The following is a 14,685-nucleotide window of genomic DNA, read 5'->3' as shown; positions in this document are numbered from 1 at the left end:
GCCGAGGTCGCGGGCTTCCAGGCGGCGGAGTTCGTCGCGCAGGCGGGCGGCTTCTTCGAACTCCAGATTGGCGGCGGCGTCGCGCATCTTCTTCTCAAGCTCGGCCATATAGGTTTTCAGGTCTTTGCCGAAGCTATGATCTGGGCCGGTATCGACGTTGAGATGGTCGCCGCGTTCGAAGACTGACGAGAGCACATCGCCGATGGATTTGCGGATACTTTCGGGCGTGATGCCGTTGGCGGCATTATAGGCCTGCTGCTTCTCGCGGCGGCGGTTGGTTTCGCCGATGGCGGCTTCCATGCTGTTGGTGATGCGGTCGGCGTAGAGCAACGCGCGGCCTTCGACATTGCGGGCGGCGCGGCCGATGGTCTGGATGAGGGAGGTGCGCGAACGCAAATAGCCTTCCTTATCCGCATCCAGAATGGCGACGGTGGAGCATTCGGGAATATCGAGCCCCTCGCGCAGCAGATTGATGCCGATGAGCACGTCGAACACACCCAAGCGCAAATCGCGGATAATCTCGATACGCTCCAACGTATCCACGTCCGAATGGACGTAGCGGACCTTGAGCCCGGCTTCGGTCATATATTCGGTGAGGGCTTCGGCCATTTTCTTGGTGAGCACCGTTACCAGCACGCGGCTATTCTTGGCAGCTTCGGCCTTGCACTCGGCGATGAGATCATCGACCTGATGTTCGGTCGGGCGAATGATGCAGACGGGATCGGTCAGCCCGGTCGGGCGCACCACCTGTTCGGCGTAGATGCCTTGCGTCTCGTTCAGCTCCCACGGGCCGGGGGTGGCCGAAACGAAGATGGTTTGCGGGCGCAGCTCCTCCCATTCCTCGAACTTCAGCGGGCGGTTATCCATGCAAGAGGGCAGGCGGAAGCCGAAGTCCGACAGGGTGGATTTGCGCGCAAAGTCGCCCTTATACATCGCGCCCAACTGCGGCACCGTGACGTGGCTTTCATCGATGACCAGCAGCGCATCGGGCGGCAGATATTCGAACAGCGTCGGCGGCGGCTCGCCGGGGGCACGGCCCGACAGATAGCGCGAATAGTTTTCGATGCCCGAACAGAAGCCGGAGGCTTCGAGCATCTCCAGATCGAACTGGGTGCGCTGCTCGATGCGCTGGGCTTCGAGAAGCTTGTTGGTCTCGACGAATTCACCGAGGCGCAGCTTCAAATCCTGCTTGATCTGCTTAATCGCCTGATTGAGCGTTGGGCGCGGGGTGACGTAATGGCTGTTGGCGTAAATGCGCACGGTTTCGAGCGCGGTGATCTTTTCGCCGGTGAGCGGGTCGATCTCATGCAGCCCTTCGATTTCGTCGCCGAAGAGCGAGATGCGCCACGCCCGATCCTCATAATGGGCCGGGAAGAGTTCGATGGTATCGCCGCGCACGCGAAAGGTGCCGCGCCCGAAGCCCGCGTCGTTGCGCTTATATTGAAGCTCCGACAGGCGGCGGATTAGGGCGGTGCGCTCGAAGCTCTGATTGAGCGCGAGATCGACCGTCATGCTCGAATAGGTTTCGACCGAGCCGATACCGTAGATGCAGGAAACCGAGGCGACGATAATCACGTCGCGCTGTTCCAGCAGCGCGCGCGTGGCGGCGTGGCGCATGCGGTCGATCTGTTCGTTGATCGTCGATTCTTTTTCGATATAGGTATCGGTGCGGGGCACATAGGCTTCCGGCTGATAATAATCGTAATAGGAAACGAAATATTCCACGGCATTATTGGGGAAGAAGCTCTTCATTTCCCCATAGAGTTGCGCCGCGAGCGTTTTGTTCGGCGCGAGAATCAGCGTCGGGCGCTGCACCTGCTGGATGACGTGGGCGACGGTAAAGGTCTTCCCCGAGCCGGTTACGCCGAGCAGCACCTGACTTTGCTCGCCTTCCGACAAGCCCTTGAGCAGTTCGGTAATCGCCGCTGGCTGGTCGCCCGCCGGGCGATACTCCGACACAAGCTCAAGCTTTGCGCCGCTTTTGGGCCAATCATAGTCGGCCCGATGAACCCGCACCCCGCCCAAAGGATGATCGCGCAACGAAGTTGCCATAGCAGCTATCCCTTTTTAAGAGCGAATGACACTAGCGCGCGCGGGCCAAGGCGGCTAGAGGGTAAGAACAAACCGGGGCTGTTGCTTTCGCCCATACCGCCGCTTTTCGTGCTCAGGAATCTTTGTGCATGACCGATCTGTCCTTGCCCGCCGCCCTGACCACCTTGGGCCGCGTCGATTCGCCCCTACGCCCCACCCAGGGGCTGCGGCGGCTGTATATCCACGACCTCGACCTGATGGCCGAGATTGGCGTTTACCCGGAAGAAAAGGGCGTGCTGCAACCCATCGCCGTTTCGGTCGATTTGCTGGTGACGGAAACCGAGCCGGGCTCGGACGATCTGGCCGCCGTGGTCTGCTATGCGACCCTGGCCGATGAGATCCGCGCGCTGGTCACGGGAAGCCGGGTTAATCTGGTGGAAACTTTGGCTGACCGCATCGCCCGGCTCTGCCTTGTCGACGGGCGGGTGCGCACGGCGCGGGTGCGGGTCGAAAAGCGCGCCGTGATGCCCGATGCCCGCGCGGTCGGTGTGGAGATTGAACGTTCCGCCGGGTAAGGACGGGTTTTGCGATTAGCTCTCAAAAGACCCCGCCAACCCCCAATTCCAGACCCCCGTCAAGGGGGATTGTTCACAGCGTCGCGCGATTCCCTGTCAAGGGATAAATCTTCGACTCATCAGGGCTGCTACTCGACACGAAGGCGGGAATGCGTTGTTTCGGAATCAGTAAAAATCAATAAAATCAGAAAGTTAAAGATCGTGCCCAAAAATTATGCAACGCCCCGAGTCGCCTAGAGTCCTGCCCCTGTGCGCATTGTATTCGGTCCTTCTCCACAGACTTATCCACAGGAATCGTGGATTGTCGTAGCCCCTGCCTCCAGCCCCTTGATTCGCAAGCGACTCGGTCTTTTTATCCTTCTATGAACGCTGATCTCCCCCCCGTTCCGACGCCCCCCATAGCGTTGCCGATTCGCCCGCCGGTCTCCTTCGAGCGGGGGGCGGGGGTGGTCGCGCGCATGGTCGAAACCTTACCGCTCAGCCCCGGCGTTTTATCGGATGCTTAACTTTGACGGGGACGTGCTCTACGTCGGCAAGGCGCGGCAGTTGCGGCGGCGCGTCGCCAACTACGTCAACCCGAATGGGTTGCCGATGCGGATTAGACGCATGGTGGCCGAAACGGTTTCGATGGAGATCATTACCACCCATACCGAGGTGGAAGCGCTGCTGCTGGAAGCCAATCTCATCAAAAAGCTGCTGCCGCGCTATAATGTGCTGCTGCGCGATGATAAAAGCTTCCTGAACATTCTTGTCACCGGCGATCACGCTTTCCCGCAGCTCACCAAGCATCGCGGGGCGCGCACCCGGAAGGGCGATTATTTCGGCCCCTTCGCCTCGGCGGGATCGGTGGAGCGCACCGTGCAGGCGTTGCAGCGGACGTTCCTGCTGCGCACCTGTACCGACGCGATGTTTGCCAGCCGCACACGGCCCTGTTTGCAGTATCAAATCAAGCGCTGCTGTGCCCCGTGCGTCGGCAAGGTCAGCGAGGCGGACTATGCCGATTTGATCGAGAGCAGTAGGGCGGTGCTATCGGGCCGCAGCCGCGATATTCACGAGAAGCTGAATGCGCAAATGCAGGCCGCCGCCGCCGATTTGGAGTATGAGGCCGCCGCCAAGTTCCGCGACCGGCTGCGGGCGCTCTCCACCATCCTGGCGCGGCAAGATATTAATACGCTCGACTTTGGCGACGCCGATATTTTCGCCCTGGCCCAGGTTGGCGGGCAGAGTTGCTTGCAGGTCTTCTTTTTCCGCAACGGCAGCAATTACGGCAACCGCGCCTATTACCCCAGCCACGACGATCAAATCGCGCCGGGAGAGATTCTTGCGGCCTTCATCGCCCAGTTTTACGACGAGCGTATTCCGCCCGCCTTGCTGCTGCTGAGCGATCCCGTCGAGGAAGAATCTTGGCTTTCGGAAGCGCTTTCGCAAAAAGCCGGGCGAAAAGTCGCGTTGCAAGTCCCCAAACGCGGCAGCAAGGCCGATGTGGTGAAGCACGCCGTGACCAACGCCGAGGATGCGCTGGAACGCCGCCTGGCCGAATCGGCCACCCAGCGGAAACTGCTGGAGGGGGTTGCGCAGATTTTCGCCCTGTCCGCGCCGCCCCAGCGCATCGAGGTCTATGATAACAGCCATATCCAGGGCACCAACGCTATCGGCGCGATGATCGTCGCCGGGCCGGAGGGGTTCCAGAAGAACGCCTACCGGACCTGGACGATCAAGAATGAGGAACTCACCCCCGGCGACGATTTCGGCATGATGCGCGAAGTCCTCTCCCGGCGTTTTGCCCGCGCGCTGAAGGAGAACCCGGAGCGGCAGGGCGGCTCCTGGCCGGACCTGCTGGTGATCGACGGCGGCGCGGGACAGCTCAGCGCGGCGGTGAAGGTGATGGAAGAAGCAGGGGTCATGGATGTGCCCATCGTCTGCATCGCTAAGGGGCACGACCGCGAATCGGGCCGCGAGGATTTCTACCGGCCCGGCATCGCCCCGTTCAAACTACCGCCGCAAGATCCGGTTCTGTATTACATCCAGCGCCTGCGCGACGAAGCCCATCGTTTCGCCATCGGTACCCATCGGGCGAAGCGCCAGAAGAGCCAGATTAAATCAGAACTGGATGAGGTGGCGGGCATTGGCCCCAATCGCCGCCGGGCGCTGCTGCATCATTTTGGCTCGGTGCGGGCGATCACGCGGGCGGGGCTCAGCGATTTGGAGCAGGTGCCGGGCATTAGCAAAACCGTCGCCAAAAAGATCTACGATCATTTTCATGGCGGGGCGTAGTTTGCAGGGTGGCGGGATGCGCCGGGCGCGGATAGAATGCGCGCGCTTGACGCTGCGCGCCGCTGAAGGGTGATCGAGACGGATGTATAACCTACCGAATCTTCTCACCCTTTCGCGCATCGCCGCGATCCCGTTGGTCGTTCTGCTGATGTATATTCCCGGCCCCTGGGGCGCGTGGAGTGCGGCCACGGTCTACGCCCTCGCCTGTATTACCGATTGGCTCGACGGCCATATCGCCCGCCAACGCCAGCTTCAGTCCGACTTTGGCCGCTTTCTTGATCCGATTGCCGATAAGCTGCTGGTGGCGGCGATTCTGCTGGTGCTGGTGGCGCAGCAGCATATCGGCGGGGTGATGGTGATTGCGGCCCTCATTATCCTCGGGCGGGAAATCCTCGTGTCGGGCCTACGCGAGTTTTTGGCGGGCCTGCGGATTTCCGTGCCCGTCTCGCGCCTCGCCAAATGGAAGACCGCGATTCAGATGGTGGCGCTCGGCGTGGTCATGGTCGGCCCCTATGGGCCTGCGGGTTTCTATTTGGAAGAAATCGGCATGGTCGGCCTTGCGCTCGCGGCCCTGCTGACCCTCATTACCGGCTATGATTATTTGCGCGCGGGCCTCTCCTATATGGACCGGCCCAAGCAGGAGGCTTAACCCATGCGCGTGCGCTATTTCGCTTGGTTGCGGTCCCGCCTGAACCGGGCCGAAGACGAGATTACGCCGCCGCCGGGGGTGACGACGTTGAACGGGCTGCTCGACCATCTCATCACGCTTTCGCCCGGCCATGCGGCGGTGTTCGAGGACCGCTCGATCATTCGCGCCGCGATCAATCAGGTCTTTGCCGATCTCGATAGCGCTTTTGCGCCGACCGACGAGGTGGCCTTTTTCCCGCCGGTGACGGGCGGGTGAGCGTGGCGATCGTCACGCGGGTCCAGGCCGAGGCGTTCGAGCCGGGGGCGGAACTCAGCCAGTTTACGCAGAATGCATCGGCTGCCGGGGCGATTGTCAGCTTCACCGGCCTTGTGCGCGGCCAAGATCATGCCGGGCGGGCGCTCACCGCGATGACGCTGGAACATTATCCGGGCATGACCGAGGCCCAGGTTCAAGCAATCACAGAAGAGGCCGCGCGTCGTTGGCCGCTCCAGGCCGTGCTGGTCATCCACCGCTTCGGGCGGCTGGCGGCGGGCGAGCCGATCGTCTTCGTCGCCACCGCCTCGGCCCACCGTAGCGCGGCCTTCGAGGCGGCGGATTTTCTGATGGATTGGCTGAAGACGAAAGCGCCCTTCTGGAAGCTGGAAGAGGGCGCTGACAGGGCGGAATGGGTGGCGGCCAAGGCCGAGGACGATCAGGCGGCGGCACGGTGGCGGTGATGGTGGGGCGGTCGAGCCCCCTATAACGTTTTAGGGCTGCGACGGGGGTATATATGCCGTGCGTTGATCGTGGCTTAGAGCCGTTTCGGATTTACATCTATACCAACGATCATCGTCCGTCGCACGTCCATGTCATTGGGCCAGGAATGGAAGCGGTTTTCACGTTGAACAGCCCGTCTGGCCCGATCGAACTGCGTGAAAGTCTCGGATTTAAGGCCAAGACACTAACAATCATTCGGGACTATATTCTTCAGAGCCTAGGAAAATTTTGCGCCGCCTGGAGTGAGATTCATGGAGCTTACTGAAAGCGATATCCGCGAGGCCGAGGCAAGGGCGAAGCGCCAACAGGCGCAGTGGCCGCAAGCGGTGAAGGTGCGGTTCAATCGTCACACGCGGCGGGTAGTGATCTCGCTGTCCAACGGCGTTGAGGTAAGCTTTTCGCCCAAACAGGCGCAGGGGTTAGAGCAGGCTTCTGACGATGATTTGGGCGAAACGGAAATCTCCCCATCCGGTTTTGCCGTCTTCTTCCCCCGGATCAATGCCGATATTTATATTCCCGGTCTGCTGCAAGGCTCCTTGGGATCGGAACTCTGGGCTGAAGCGGCTCGCCAACGCGCTTAACGCCGCTTCAACAGCAACCGCGCTCCAATCCCGCCGGCGAGCGCCAGCCACACCAGCGCCCGCCAAACCCAGGGCAGGGGATACCAGAGCCGGAAGTAGCGCCAGAGGCCGGCGAGCTTGTGCTTTTCCACCACCCACGCGGGGGCGTTGCTGGTCGATTTGATGTGCGTGCAGGCGGGGGCGGGGAGGAACCAGCAGGCTCCCCCGATCCGGCGCAGGCGGGCGCAGAGGTCCAGATCTTCGACGTGCAGGAAATAACCCGGATCGAGCCCGCCGGTCGCGTCCCAGGTGGTGCGCGGCATCAGCATGAAGGCACCGGAGAGAGCGGGAGTCGCGGTCAAGCCGCTAGGGAGCGGCTGTTGGTGATGGTTCAGGCGGAGATGCGGGAAGAGCCTGCCCAGGCCGAAGCCTTCAATCAGAAAATTCAACGGGCTACCCGCCGCGCGGCGGCAGCCGCGTTGCTCCTGTCCATCGGCTTCCAGCAGGCGCACGGTGGCGATCCACGGGCGGGTCTCTGCCGCAAGGGCGGTTTGCAGGGCGGCAATCGCACCGGGGGCGAGCAAGCAGTCGGGGTTCAGCAGCAGCAGCAGCGGGGCCGTGGTGGCCGTCACCCCAAGGTGGCAGCCCTGGGCGAACCCCACATTGCCGTGCCCGGAAATCAGTCGCAGCCGCGCGTCGGGCCACCCCTCTAACCGGGCGCGGGTTTCGGCGTCGTTGCCGTTATCGACCAGAGCGATTTCGGCAATCGCGGGCTCGCGGCGCAAGGCGTCGAGGCATTCAAACAGCGCCGGGCCGGTGTGGTAGGACACCAGCACCACGGCGACGCTCACCGCCTCAGTTGCGGCCATATTTATCGTCGAGGCGGACGATATCATCTTCCCCCAAATAGGCGCCGGACTGCACTTCGATAAGATGCAGCGGCACCTTGCCGGGGTTTTCCAGTCGATGCGTCGCGCCCATCGGGATATAGATGGACTGATTTTCGAAAATCAGCACTTCTTCTTGATCGCGCGTCACCTTCGCCGTTCCGGCGACGACCACCCAATGTTCGGCGCGGTGATGGTGCATTTGCAGCGAGAGCTTTTCGCCCGGCTTTACCACAATGCGCTTCACCTGATAGCGGTCGGCGGCGACGAGCCCCTCGTAACTGCCCCAGGGGCGGTAGACGATGGCGTGGCTTTCGGCCTCCGAACGCCCGGCGGCTTTCAGTTGATCGACGATCTTTTTAACGTCCTGGGCCTTATCCTTATGGGCGACCAGAACCGCATCGCGGGTGGAGACCACGACCAGATTGTCGATGCCCACCGCCGCAATCAGTGGCGCATCGGGTTCTGACCGGAGGTAAGAATTGCGCGCGCCCTCGGTCCAAACGTCGCCCAAGGAAACCGTGCCGTTCGCGTCGGGCGCGCCGATTTCCCAAAGGGCCGTCCAGGCCCCAACGTCGCTCCAGCCGGGATCGACGGGCACGACCGCGCCGTGGGTGGATTTCTCCATCACGGCGTAATCGATGCTCTCGCTCGGGCAAGCTTTGAAGGCGGCGGCATCGAGGCGCAGGAAATCGAGGTCGCCGTGTGCGGCTTGGAAGGCTTTTTGGGCGGCGTCCAGAATATCGGGGCGGAACTGGCCGAGGTCTTCCAAAAACCGATCGGCGCGGAACAGAAACAGGCTGGCGTTCCACCAATAGCCGCCATCGGCCAGATAGGCTTCGGCGGTGGCGAGGTTGGGCTTTTCAACGAAACGGTCGATGGCGAAAACGCCGTCGCTCAAGGGCGCGCCGCGTTGGATATAACCGTAGCCGGTTTCGGGCCGGGTCGGCTGAATGCCGAACGTCACGAGCCGCCCGGCTTGCGCTGCACTCAGCCCTTGGGCGATGGCGGCTTGAAGGGCCTCGGGCGCGGTCATGGCGTGGTCCGAGGCCGCCAGCAGCAGCAGGCCTTGCGGGTCGCGCTCGGCCACTGCCAGCGCGGCAATGGCGGCGGCGGGGGCGGTGTTGCGCCCGACCGGCTCCAGAATGATGCCGCTGGGCGTGATTCCGGCTTGGCGCACCTGTTCGGCGACGATGAAGCGGTGCTGATCGGAGCAGATAATCAGCGGTGCCCCGAATTCGGGGGTTTCAAACCGGCGCGCGGTTTCCACCAACATCGATTCGGTGCCGACCAGCGGCAAAAGCTGCTTCGGGTAGAGGCTGCGCGACAGCGGCCAGAGGCGCGTTCCCGCGCCCCCGGAGAGGATAACCGGCGTAATCATCAGAGAGGTTTACTCCACTGTGACACTTTTCGCCAGATTGCGCGGTTGATCCACGTCGGTTCCTTTGCGAACGGCGACATAATAGGCCAGCATCTGCACCGGCAGCGCGTAGAGCAGCGGGCTGACCAGCGGATCGATGTCCGGCATTTCGACCACATGGGCGGCAATCGGGCGCAAATGTTCCGCCCCGCGCTTGGTGGTGAACACGATTACCCGGCCCCGCCGCGCCGCAACTTCCTGAAGGTTGGAAACGGTTTTTTCGAACCAACTATCCTCCGGCGCGAGCGCGATCACGGGCACGGTTTCGTCGATGAGGGCAATCGGCCCGTGCTTCATTTCACCGGCGGCATAGCCCTCGGCGTGGATATAGGAAATTTCCTTCAGCTTTAGCGCGCCTTCCATCGCCAGCGGGTAGGAGAGGCCGCGCCCGAGGTAGAGCACGTCGCGGGCTTCAGCCACTTCTTCCACAATCGGCGTCAGCAGGCTTGGGAGCTTCACCAGCCCTTCAGCGAGGCGGGCGGGAATTTCCATCAGGGCTTGGGTGATCTGGGCTTCGCGGTCCGCCGAAATCAGCCCGCGTGCGCGCCCAAGCGCGGTGGCGAAGCAGGCCAGAACAGAAAGCTGCGCCGTGAAGGCTTTCGTGGTGGCAACGCCGATTTCCGGCCCGGCCAGGGTGCGCAGCATCACATCGGCTTCCCGCGCCATCGCGGAGGTGGGGACATTCACCACGGCTGCCGTATGCGCGCCCTTGGCTTTGGCGTAGCGCAGGGCGGCCAGCGTATCGACCGTCTCGCCCGACTGCGACACGAACATCGCGAGGCTTCCCGGCAGCACCGGGCCATTGCGGTAGCGGAATTCCGAGGCGATATCGAGTTCCACCGGCACTTGCGCGAGGCTCTCGATCCAATATTTCGCCACCATCGCGGCATAATAGGAGGTGCCGCAGGCAACCAAAGTGACCCGGTCCACCGTGGCAAGATCGAAGGGCAGGGCGGGGAGGACCACGCCGCGCGTGCCCGCATCGACCAACCCATTCAGGGTCTCGCCAACGGTGGCGGGCTGCTCATGGATTTCCTTTTCCATGAAATGCTTGTAGTTGCCCTTGCCAACAATCGCGCCCGACAGTTCAGCAATCTGAATGCGCCGCTCGACCGTCTCGCCTTTTTCATTCAGAATTTCGGCGCTCTCGCGGGAGAGAATGGCGATATCGCCTTCTTCCAGATAGGCAATGCGGCGGGTCAGCGGGCCGAGCGCCAAGCGTCCGAGCCTAAGAACATCTCGCCGTCGCCATAGCCGACCGCGAGCGGTGAGCCGCGCCGCGCGCCCATCAGCAAACCGTCTTCCCCCGTCACCAGCACCGCGATGGCGAAAGCGCCGTCGAGCCGCTGCATACCTTGAACCATCGCCTGCTTCGGGCTGAGGCCCTGCTTCAACAGATCGGTCAGCAGATAAACGATGACTTCCGTATCGGTTTCGGTATCGAAACTATAGCCCTTGGCCTCCAGTTCGGCGCGCAACGGGCGGAAGTTTTCGATAATGCCGTTATGGACCAGGGCAACCCGGTCGCTGGTGTGGGGATGGGCATTGGTGGTATTGGCAACGCCGTGGGTGGCCCAGCGGGTATGGCCGATGCCGAGAACGCCGGGAAGCGGATCGGCGGCAAGCACGGCATCGAGGTTGCGCAGCTTGCCTTCAGCCCGGCGGCGATCGATTTGCCCGTTTACCAGCGTGGCGATACCGGCTGAATCATAACCGCGATATTCCAACCGGCGCAGCCCATCCAGCAGGCGCGGGGCCGCAAGGTCGGTTCCAAGAATGCCGATAATGCCGCACATGGGTTTAATCCTTCTTCTTTGCTTTCATGGCGCGCCGACTATCGCGGAAGCGAGCGGCAGCGCCTTCCTTTTGGGTCAAGGGTCCACGGACGACGGCGATGGCATCGGCAGGAACATCTTTGGTAATCGTGCTGCCCGCACCGACCAAAGCCCCGTCCCCGACCGTTACCGGCGCAACCAGCGCGGTATTGGAGCCAATGAAGGCACCCGCGCCGACTATAGTGCGGTGTTTATTAATACCGTCATAATTGCAGGTGATTGTTCCCGCACCGATGTTCGAGCCCGCGCCGATATCGGCATCGCCCAGATAGGTGAGGTGATTGGCTTTCGCCCCGGCCCCGAGAGTGGAATTTTTAACTTCGACGAAATTGCCGATATGCGCGCCCTCGCCAATCGCCGCCCCTGGCCGTAGGCGGGCGTAGGGACCGATGATTGCACCTGCTGCGACGCTTGCGCCTTCCAGATGGCTGAAGGCGTGGATGGTGACATTGTCGCCCACGGTCACAGCGGGACCGAAAACGACGTTCTGCCCGACGATGACATCGCGGCCTAGCTTAGTATCGGCGGCGAAATAAACGGTTTGCGGGTCGAGCAGGGTCGCGCCGTTGGCCATTGCCGCCGCGCGGTAGCGATCCTGAGCGATGCGCTCGACGATAGCCTGTTCGGCGCGCGAATTGACCGCCAAGACATCTTCCGCCGGAATTTCGAGTTCGCGCACGCTGAGGCCCGCTGAGACGGCATGCTCGACGATATCGGTCAGATAAAACTCGCCTTGCGCATTACTCGGCGTCAAGTGCGCCAGAAGTTTCGGCAGCGTCTCGGCGGCGACAACGAAGAACCCGCTGTTGCACAGGGGGATCGCTTTTTGCTCAGGCGCGAGATCTTTTTCTTCGATGATCCGGCGCACGGTACCATCCGCGCCGTGAATGATGCGCCCGAAGCCCGTTGCGAGTGGCGGGCGGAAGGAACCAACCAGAACGGCACTCTTGCTCGTGTGGTGAGCCTCCAAAAGCGCCTGCACCGTCTCGGCGCGCAACAGGGGGGCATCGCCGACGAGAATTAAAACGACGCCCTCGGCGGGCATTTTCGGCAGCGCCATTTGCACGGCATGGCCCGTGCCGCGCCGCTCGTGCTGAATGACGGTCGCATGGGGGGCGACGGCGGCTTCGAGGCTTGGCATGTCCGGGCCGATGACGGTCACGATTTTTATGGCGTGATCGGTCTGCTCGCCAACCGCCTCCAGCATCTCGATGATATGCCGGATCATCGGGCGGTGGGCGATAGGGTGCATCACTTTCGGCATGCTGGATTTCATGCGCGTACCGAGCCCGGCGGCGAGAATCACGGCAGTTACCAAAGACATTTTGCCCCCCTTGGCATTTCTGTGTGGGCGAGACCGTGCCATATTGGCCCCGCCGCTGCAAAGCGACGTTTTTGTTTCCTGCCGTTGCGTGAGATTACAAGTTGTTGCGGTGTGCTTCGGGACGGGCGCGGCTGCCCCCTGTTTCCGCTTGGCGCGCGGCGAAATTTGGTGTCATGGTGCGTCGCGATTGCAAAGCTTTGGGGGAAAAGGTTCGTGCGGCAGAAACCGTGGCAGAAACCATCGCGGAGTGCCTGGGTTCTGGCCCCGATCGTTGGCGTGATGACGGGTCTGCTGGGAACGAGTGCGCTCGCCCAGCGCGTCGGGCCACCCGCGCTATTCGATCAGCTTCCCACCCGCCCGGATGTGGCCCCAGTCGATGCCAAAAGGCGATTTTCTGCTGGAAGCCGACGAGGTTATCTACGACCGCGACAATGATATCGTCACGGCGCGCGGCTCGGTGGAAATCAGCCAGGGCGACCGGGTGGTGAAGGCCGATGCGCTCAGCTATAACCGCAAGCGCAAGCTGGTCACGGCGTCGGGCAATGTCGTGCTGCTCGAAGCCACGGGCGACACGTTCTTTTCCGACTATCTGCAAATCTCCGACGATCTCAGCAATGCGATTATGGAGAATTTCAAAGCGCTGCTGATTGACAATTCCCGCATCGTCGCCAAAGGCGTGGAGCGGCTCGCCGGCAACCGCAAGGTGATGACGCGCGCCGTCTTCTCGCCCTGCAACCTGTGTAAGGACGATCCGAGCAAGCCGCCGCTGTGGCAACTCAAGGGCCGCCAAGTTGTTCACGACGAGGTGAAGAAAGATATCCATTATAAGGATGCCACGCTGGAAATAGCGGGTGTGCCGGTATTTTACGCGCCTTACTTCTCGCATCCCGATCCGAGCGTGCGCAATCGGTCGGGCTTTTTGGTGCCGACGGTCGGCTATTCCGAGAACCTCGGCGCGGTGTTCGGCACGCCTTATTATGGTGTCATCAACGACAGCAGCGATGTGACGGTTGAGCCCCGGATTTACTCGAAAGAGGCGATTTTGGGCGCGGCGGAATATCGCCAACGCTTCGAGCACGGCAAAATTCGCGTGGCGGGCTCGTTGCTGAACGATTCGGTTTTCGACCGGCAGCAGGTGCCGCCCGATTTGGAATGGCGCGGCAATATCGCCTCTGAAGGACGCTTTGACCTTGGCGAGCATTGGCGCGCCGGGTGGGATGTGGCGCGGGCGACCGACCGCACCTATATCCGCCGCTTCAAGGTTGGGACGAACTTCACCAGCAATGGCCGCTATCAGGTCTCGAACGCGCTCACCTCGGCGGGGTTTGCCGAAGGGTTTTACGGGCGCTCCTATTTCGGCATGAACGCTTATTCCTTCCAGACCTTGCGGGAAGAAGATACGCGCGATTCGATTGCGCGCATTCATCCGGCGGCGGTGGCCTCGTTAGTGTCGGATGCCGACAGTCTCGGCGGGCGCTGGAAGCTGGACGCCGATGTCCTATCGCTCTCGCGTCGCCTTGGCACCGATAGCACGCGCCTGTCGACCGTTTCGGGCTACCATCTGCCGATGATTACCGATGGCGGACATGTACTGGCCTTCTCGGCCACGGTTCAGGCCGATGTTTATTCGGTGAATAATCTGCCGCAGGCGAATGGGCCGAATTTCAGCGGGGAAACGACGCGGTTCCATCCGCAGTTAGCGGCAAGCTGGGCCTATCCGCTGGTCAACCGCGTGAAGGATGCGACGCTGCTGATCGAACCGAAGGTTGGCGTGGTGGCGGGGCCGACGAGCGGCAATAAAAGCCGCATTCCCAACGAAGACGGCAAAGTTGTTGAACTCGACGACGTAAACCTCTTCCTGCCGCGCCGCTTCCCGGGCCGCGACCGGATCGATAGCGGCAGCCGGGTGGATTACGGGCTGCGCGCGCAGATTAAGGGCGACGGCGGGGCCTCGGCCTCGGCGATGATCGGCCAATCCTACCGCCTATCGGAAGGCACCAACCCCTATCCGGCGGGCTCGGGGCTGAATGAACGGCAATCGGATATCGTTGGGGCGGTGACCGTATCGCCGGGCTCCTGGATCGATTTCAACTATCGCTTCCGCCTGGATAAGGACGATGGCGCACCCCAGCGCGAAGAGTTGGGCGCAACCATCTACCGGGGGCGCAATAGCCTCTCGCTCGCTTACATCAACTATGATCGGCGCTTGCCGGAAATCGGTGTCGATAGCCCTAAGCAGATGGCACTTTCCGGTCAGTTGAAGATTTCCGAGTTCTACAGCACCTATGGGGTGTTATCCTACGACGTTAAGACCGATAAGATCAGCAGCGCGGGCTTAGGGCTTTTGTACGAAGACGAGTGTTTCGCTATTCTC

At 61.9% G+C, this 14,685-nt stretch carries 11 protein-coding genes and 2 pseudogenes; 8 read left to right on the top strand and 5 right to left on the bottom strand.

From position 1 onward, the window contains the following. A partial coding sequence (uvrB, locus tag VZ95_RS01100; protein ID WP_084627494.1) for an excinuclease ABC subunit UvrB occupies positions 1-2,052 on the bottom strand: 2,052 nt, incomplete at its 3' end. A gap of 128 nt (positions 2,053-2,180) precedes the next feature. Between uvrB and folB the strand changes: the two genes are divergently transcribed. The 7 genes and pseudogenes from folB to VZ95_RS01070 all read left to right on the top strand — a co-directional run bounded on the left by folB (position 2,181) and on the right by VZ95_RS01070 (position 6,866). Then, positions 2,181-2,606 carry a dihydroneopterin aldolase gene (gene folB, locus VZ95_RS01095; RefSeq protein WP_084627492.1) on the top strand — a complete coding sequence of 142 codons (426 nt, stop codon included), beginning with the start codon at positions 2,181-2,183 and terminating at the stop codon, positions 2,604-2,606. 458 nt (positions 2,607-3,064) lie between these two features. Continuing rightward, positions 3,065-4,880, top strand: a pseudogene (gene uvrC, locus VZ95_RS01090) (excinuclease ABC subunit UvrC). Between the two features lie 82 nt (positions 4,881-4,962). Next, positions 4,963-5,529: a CDP-diacylglycerol--glycerol-3-phosphate 3-phosphatidyltransferase gene (gene pgsA / locus VZ95_RS01085; protein ID WP_045774236.1), complete on the top strand. Its 567-nt coding sequence runs from the start codon at positions 4,963-4,965 to the stop codon at positions 5,527-5,529. A gap of 3 nt (positions 5,530-5,532) precedes the next feature. After that, complete coding sequence (locus VZ95_RS01080; protein ID WP_045774235.1) at positions 5,533-5,784, top strand: MoaD/ThiS family protein; 252 nt, start codon at positions 5,533-5,535, stop codon at positions 5,782-5,784. A 2-nt stretch (positions 5,785-5,786) separates the two neighbouring features. Then, positions 5,787-6,245 carry a molybdenum cofactor biosynthesis protein MoaE gene (locus tag VZ95_RS01075; protein ID WP_045774238.1) on the top strand — a complete coding sequence of 153 codons (459 nt, stop codon included), beginning with the start codon at positions 5,787-5,789 and terminating at the stop codon, positions 6,243-6,245. Between the two features lie 53 nt (positions 6,246-6,298). Further along, the gene (locus tag VZ95_RS22620) at positions 6,299-6,550 is read left to right on the top strand and encodes a DUF4160 domain-containing protein (protein WP_084627491.1); all 252 of its coding nucleotides are present in this window, start codon (positions 6,299-6,301) and stop codon (positions 6,548-6,550) included. Next, a complete protein-coding gene (locus VZ95_RS01070) occupies positions 6,537-6,866 on the top strand; it encodes a DUF2442 domain-containing protein (protein WP_052711370.1) in 330 nt (109 codons plus the stop codon). The genes VZ95_RS22620 and VZ95_RS01070 overlap by 14 nt, the downstream gene beginning before the upstream one ends. Here VZ95_RS01070 and VZ95_RS01065 read toward each other — a convergent pair. From VZ95_RS01065 to glmU, 4 genes and pseudogenes are all read right to left on the bottom strand, one after another. After that, entirely contained in the window at positions 6,863-7,714 is an 852-nt protein-coding gene (locus tag VZ95_RS01065) for a glycosyltransferase family 2 protein (RefSeq protein ID WP_052711369.1), read from the bottom strand. The genes VZ95_RS01070 and VZ95_RS01065 overlap by 4 nt on opposite strands. Further along, positions 7,701-9,113, bottom strand: a complete 1,413-nt coding sequence (locus tag VZ95_RS01060) for a mannose-1-phosphate guanylyltransferase/mannose-6-phosphate isomerase (protein ID WP_045774233.1) — start codon at positions 9,111-9,113, stop codon at positions 7,701-7,703. The genes VZ95_RS01065 and VZ95_RS01060 overlap by 14 nt, the downstream gene beginning before the upstream one ends. 9 nt (positions 9,114-9,122) lie before the next feature. Next, positions 9,123-10,948, bottom strand: a pseudogene (glmS, locus tag VZ95_RS01055) (glutamine--fructose-6-phosphate transaminase (isomerizing)). A gap of 4 nt (positions 10,949-10,952) precedes the next feature. Further along, complete coding sequence (glmU, locus tag VZ95_RS01050) at positions 10,953-12,311, bottom strand: bifunctional UDP-N-acetylglucosamine diphosphorylase/glucosamine-1-phosphate N-acetyltransferase GlmU (protein WP_045774232.1); 1,359 nt, start codon at positions 12,309-12,311, stop codon at positions 10,953-10,955. Between the two features lie 301 nt (positions 12,312-12,612). Between glmU and VZ95_RS01040 the strand changes: the two genes are divergently transcribed. After that, positions 12,613-14,685, top strand: a 2,073-nt coding sequence (locus tag VZ95_RS01040) for an LPS-assembly protein LptD (RefSeq protein WP_052711368.1), incomplete at its 3' end; no start/stop codon positions are given.

It is taken from the genome of Elstera litoralis, from assembly GCF_000963705.1.
In the GTDB taxonomy this organism is placed as follows: domain Bacteria; phylum Pseudomonadota; class Alphaproteobacteria; order Elsterales; family Elsteraceae; genus Elstera; species Elstera litoralis.
This window is presented reverse-complemented; position numbering and strand designations above follow the sequence as displayed.

Excerpts from the sequence above, each read along its gene's own strand:
- folB (WP_084627492.1), top strand. The coding sequence starts at position 2,181 with ATGACCGATCTGTCCTTGCCCGCCGCCCTGACCACCTTGGGCCGCGTC.
- pgsA (WP_045774236.1), top strand. The coding sequence starts at position 4,963 with ATGTATAACCTACCGAATCTTCTCACCCTTTCGCGCATCGCCGCGATC.
- VZ95_RS01080 (WP_045774235.1), top strand. The coding sequence starts at position 5,533 with ATGCGCGTGCGCTATTTCGCTTGGTTGCGGTCCCGCCTGAACCGGGCC.
- VZ95_RS22620 (WP_084627491.1), top strand. The coding sequence starts at position 6,299 with ATGCCGTGCGTTGATCGTGGCTTAGAGCCGTTTCGGATTTACATCTAT.
- VZ95_RS01070 (WP_052711370.1), top strand. The coding sequence starts at position 6,537 with ATGGAGCTTACTGAAAGCGATATCCGCGAGGCCGAGGCAAGGGCGAAG.
- VZ95_RS01065 (WP_052711369.1), bottom strand. The coding sequence starts at position 7,714 with ATGGCCGCAACTGAGGCGGTGAGCGTCGCCGTGGTGCTGGTGTCCTAC.
- VZ95_RS01060 (WP_045774233.1), bottom strand. The coding sequence starts at position 9,113 with ATGATTACGCCGGTTATCCTCTCCGGGGGCGCGGGAACGCGCCTCTGG.
- glmU (WP_045774232.1), bottom strand. The coding sequence starts at position 12,311 with ATGTCTTTGGTAACTGCCGTGATTCTCGCCGCCGGGCTCGGTACGCGC.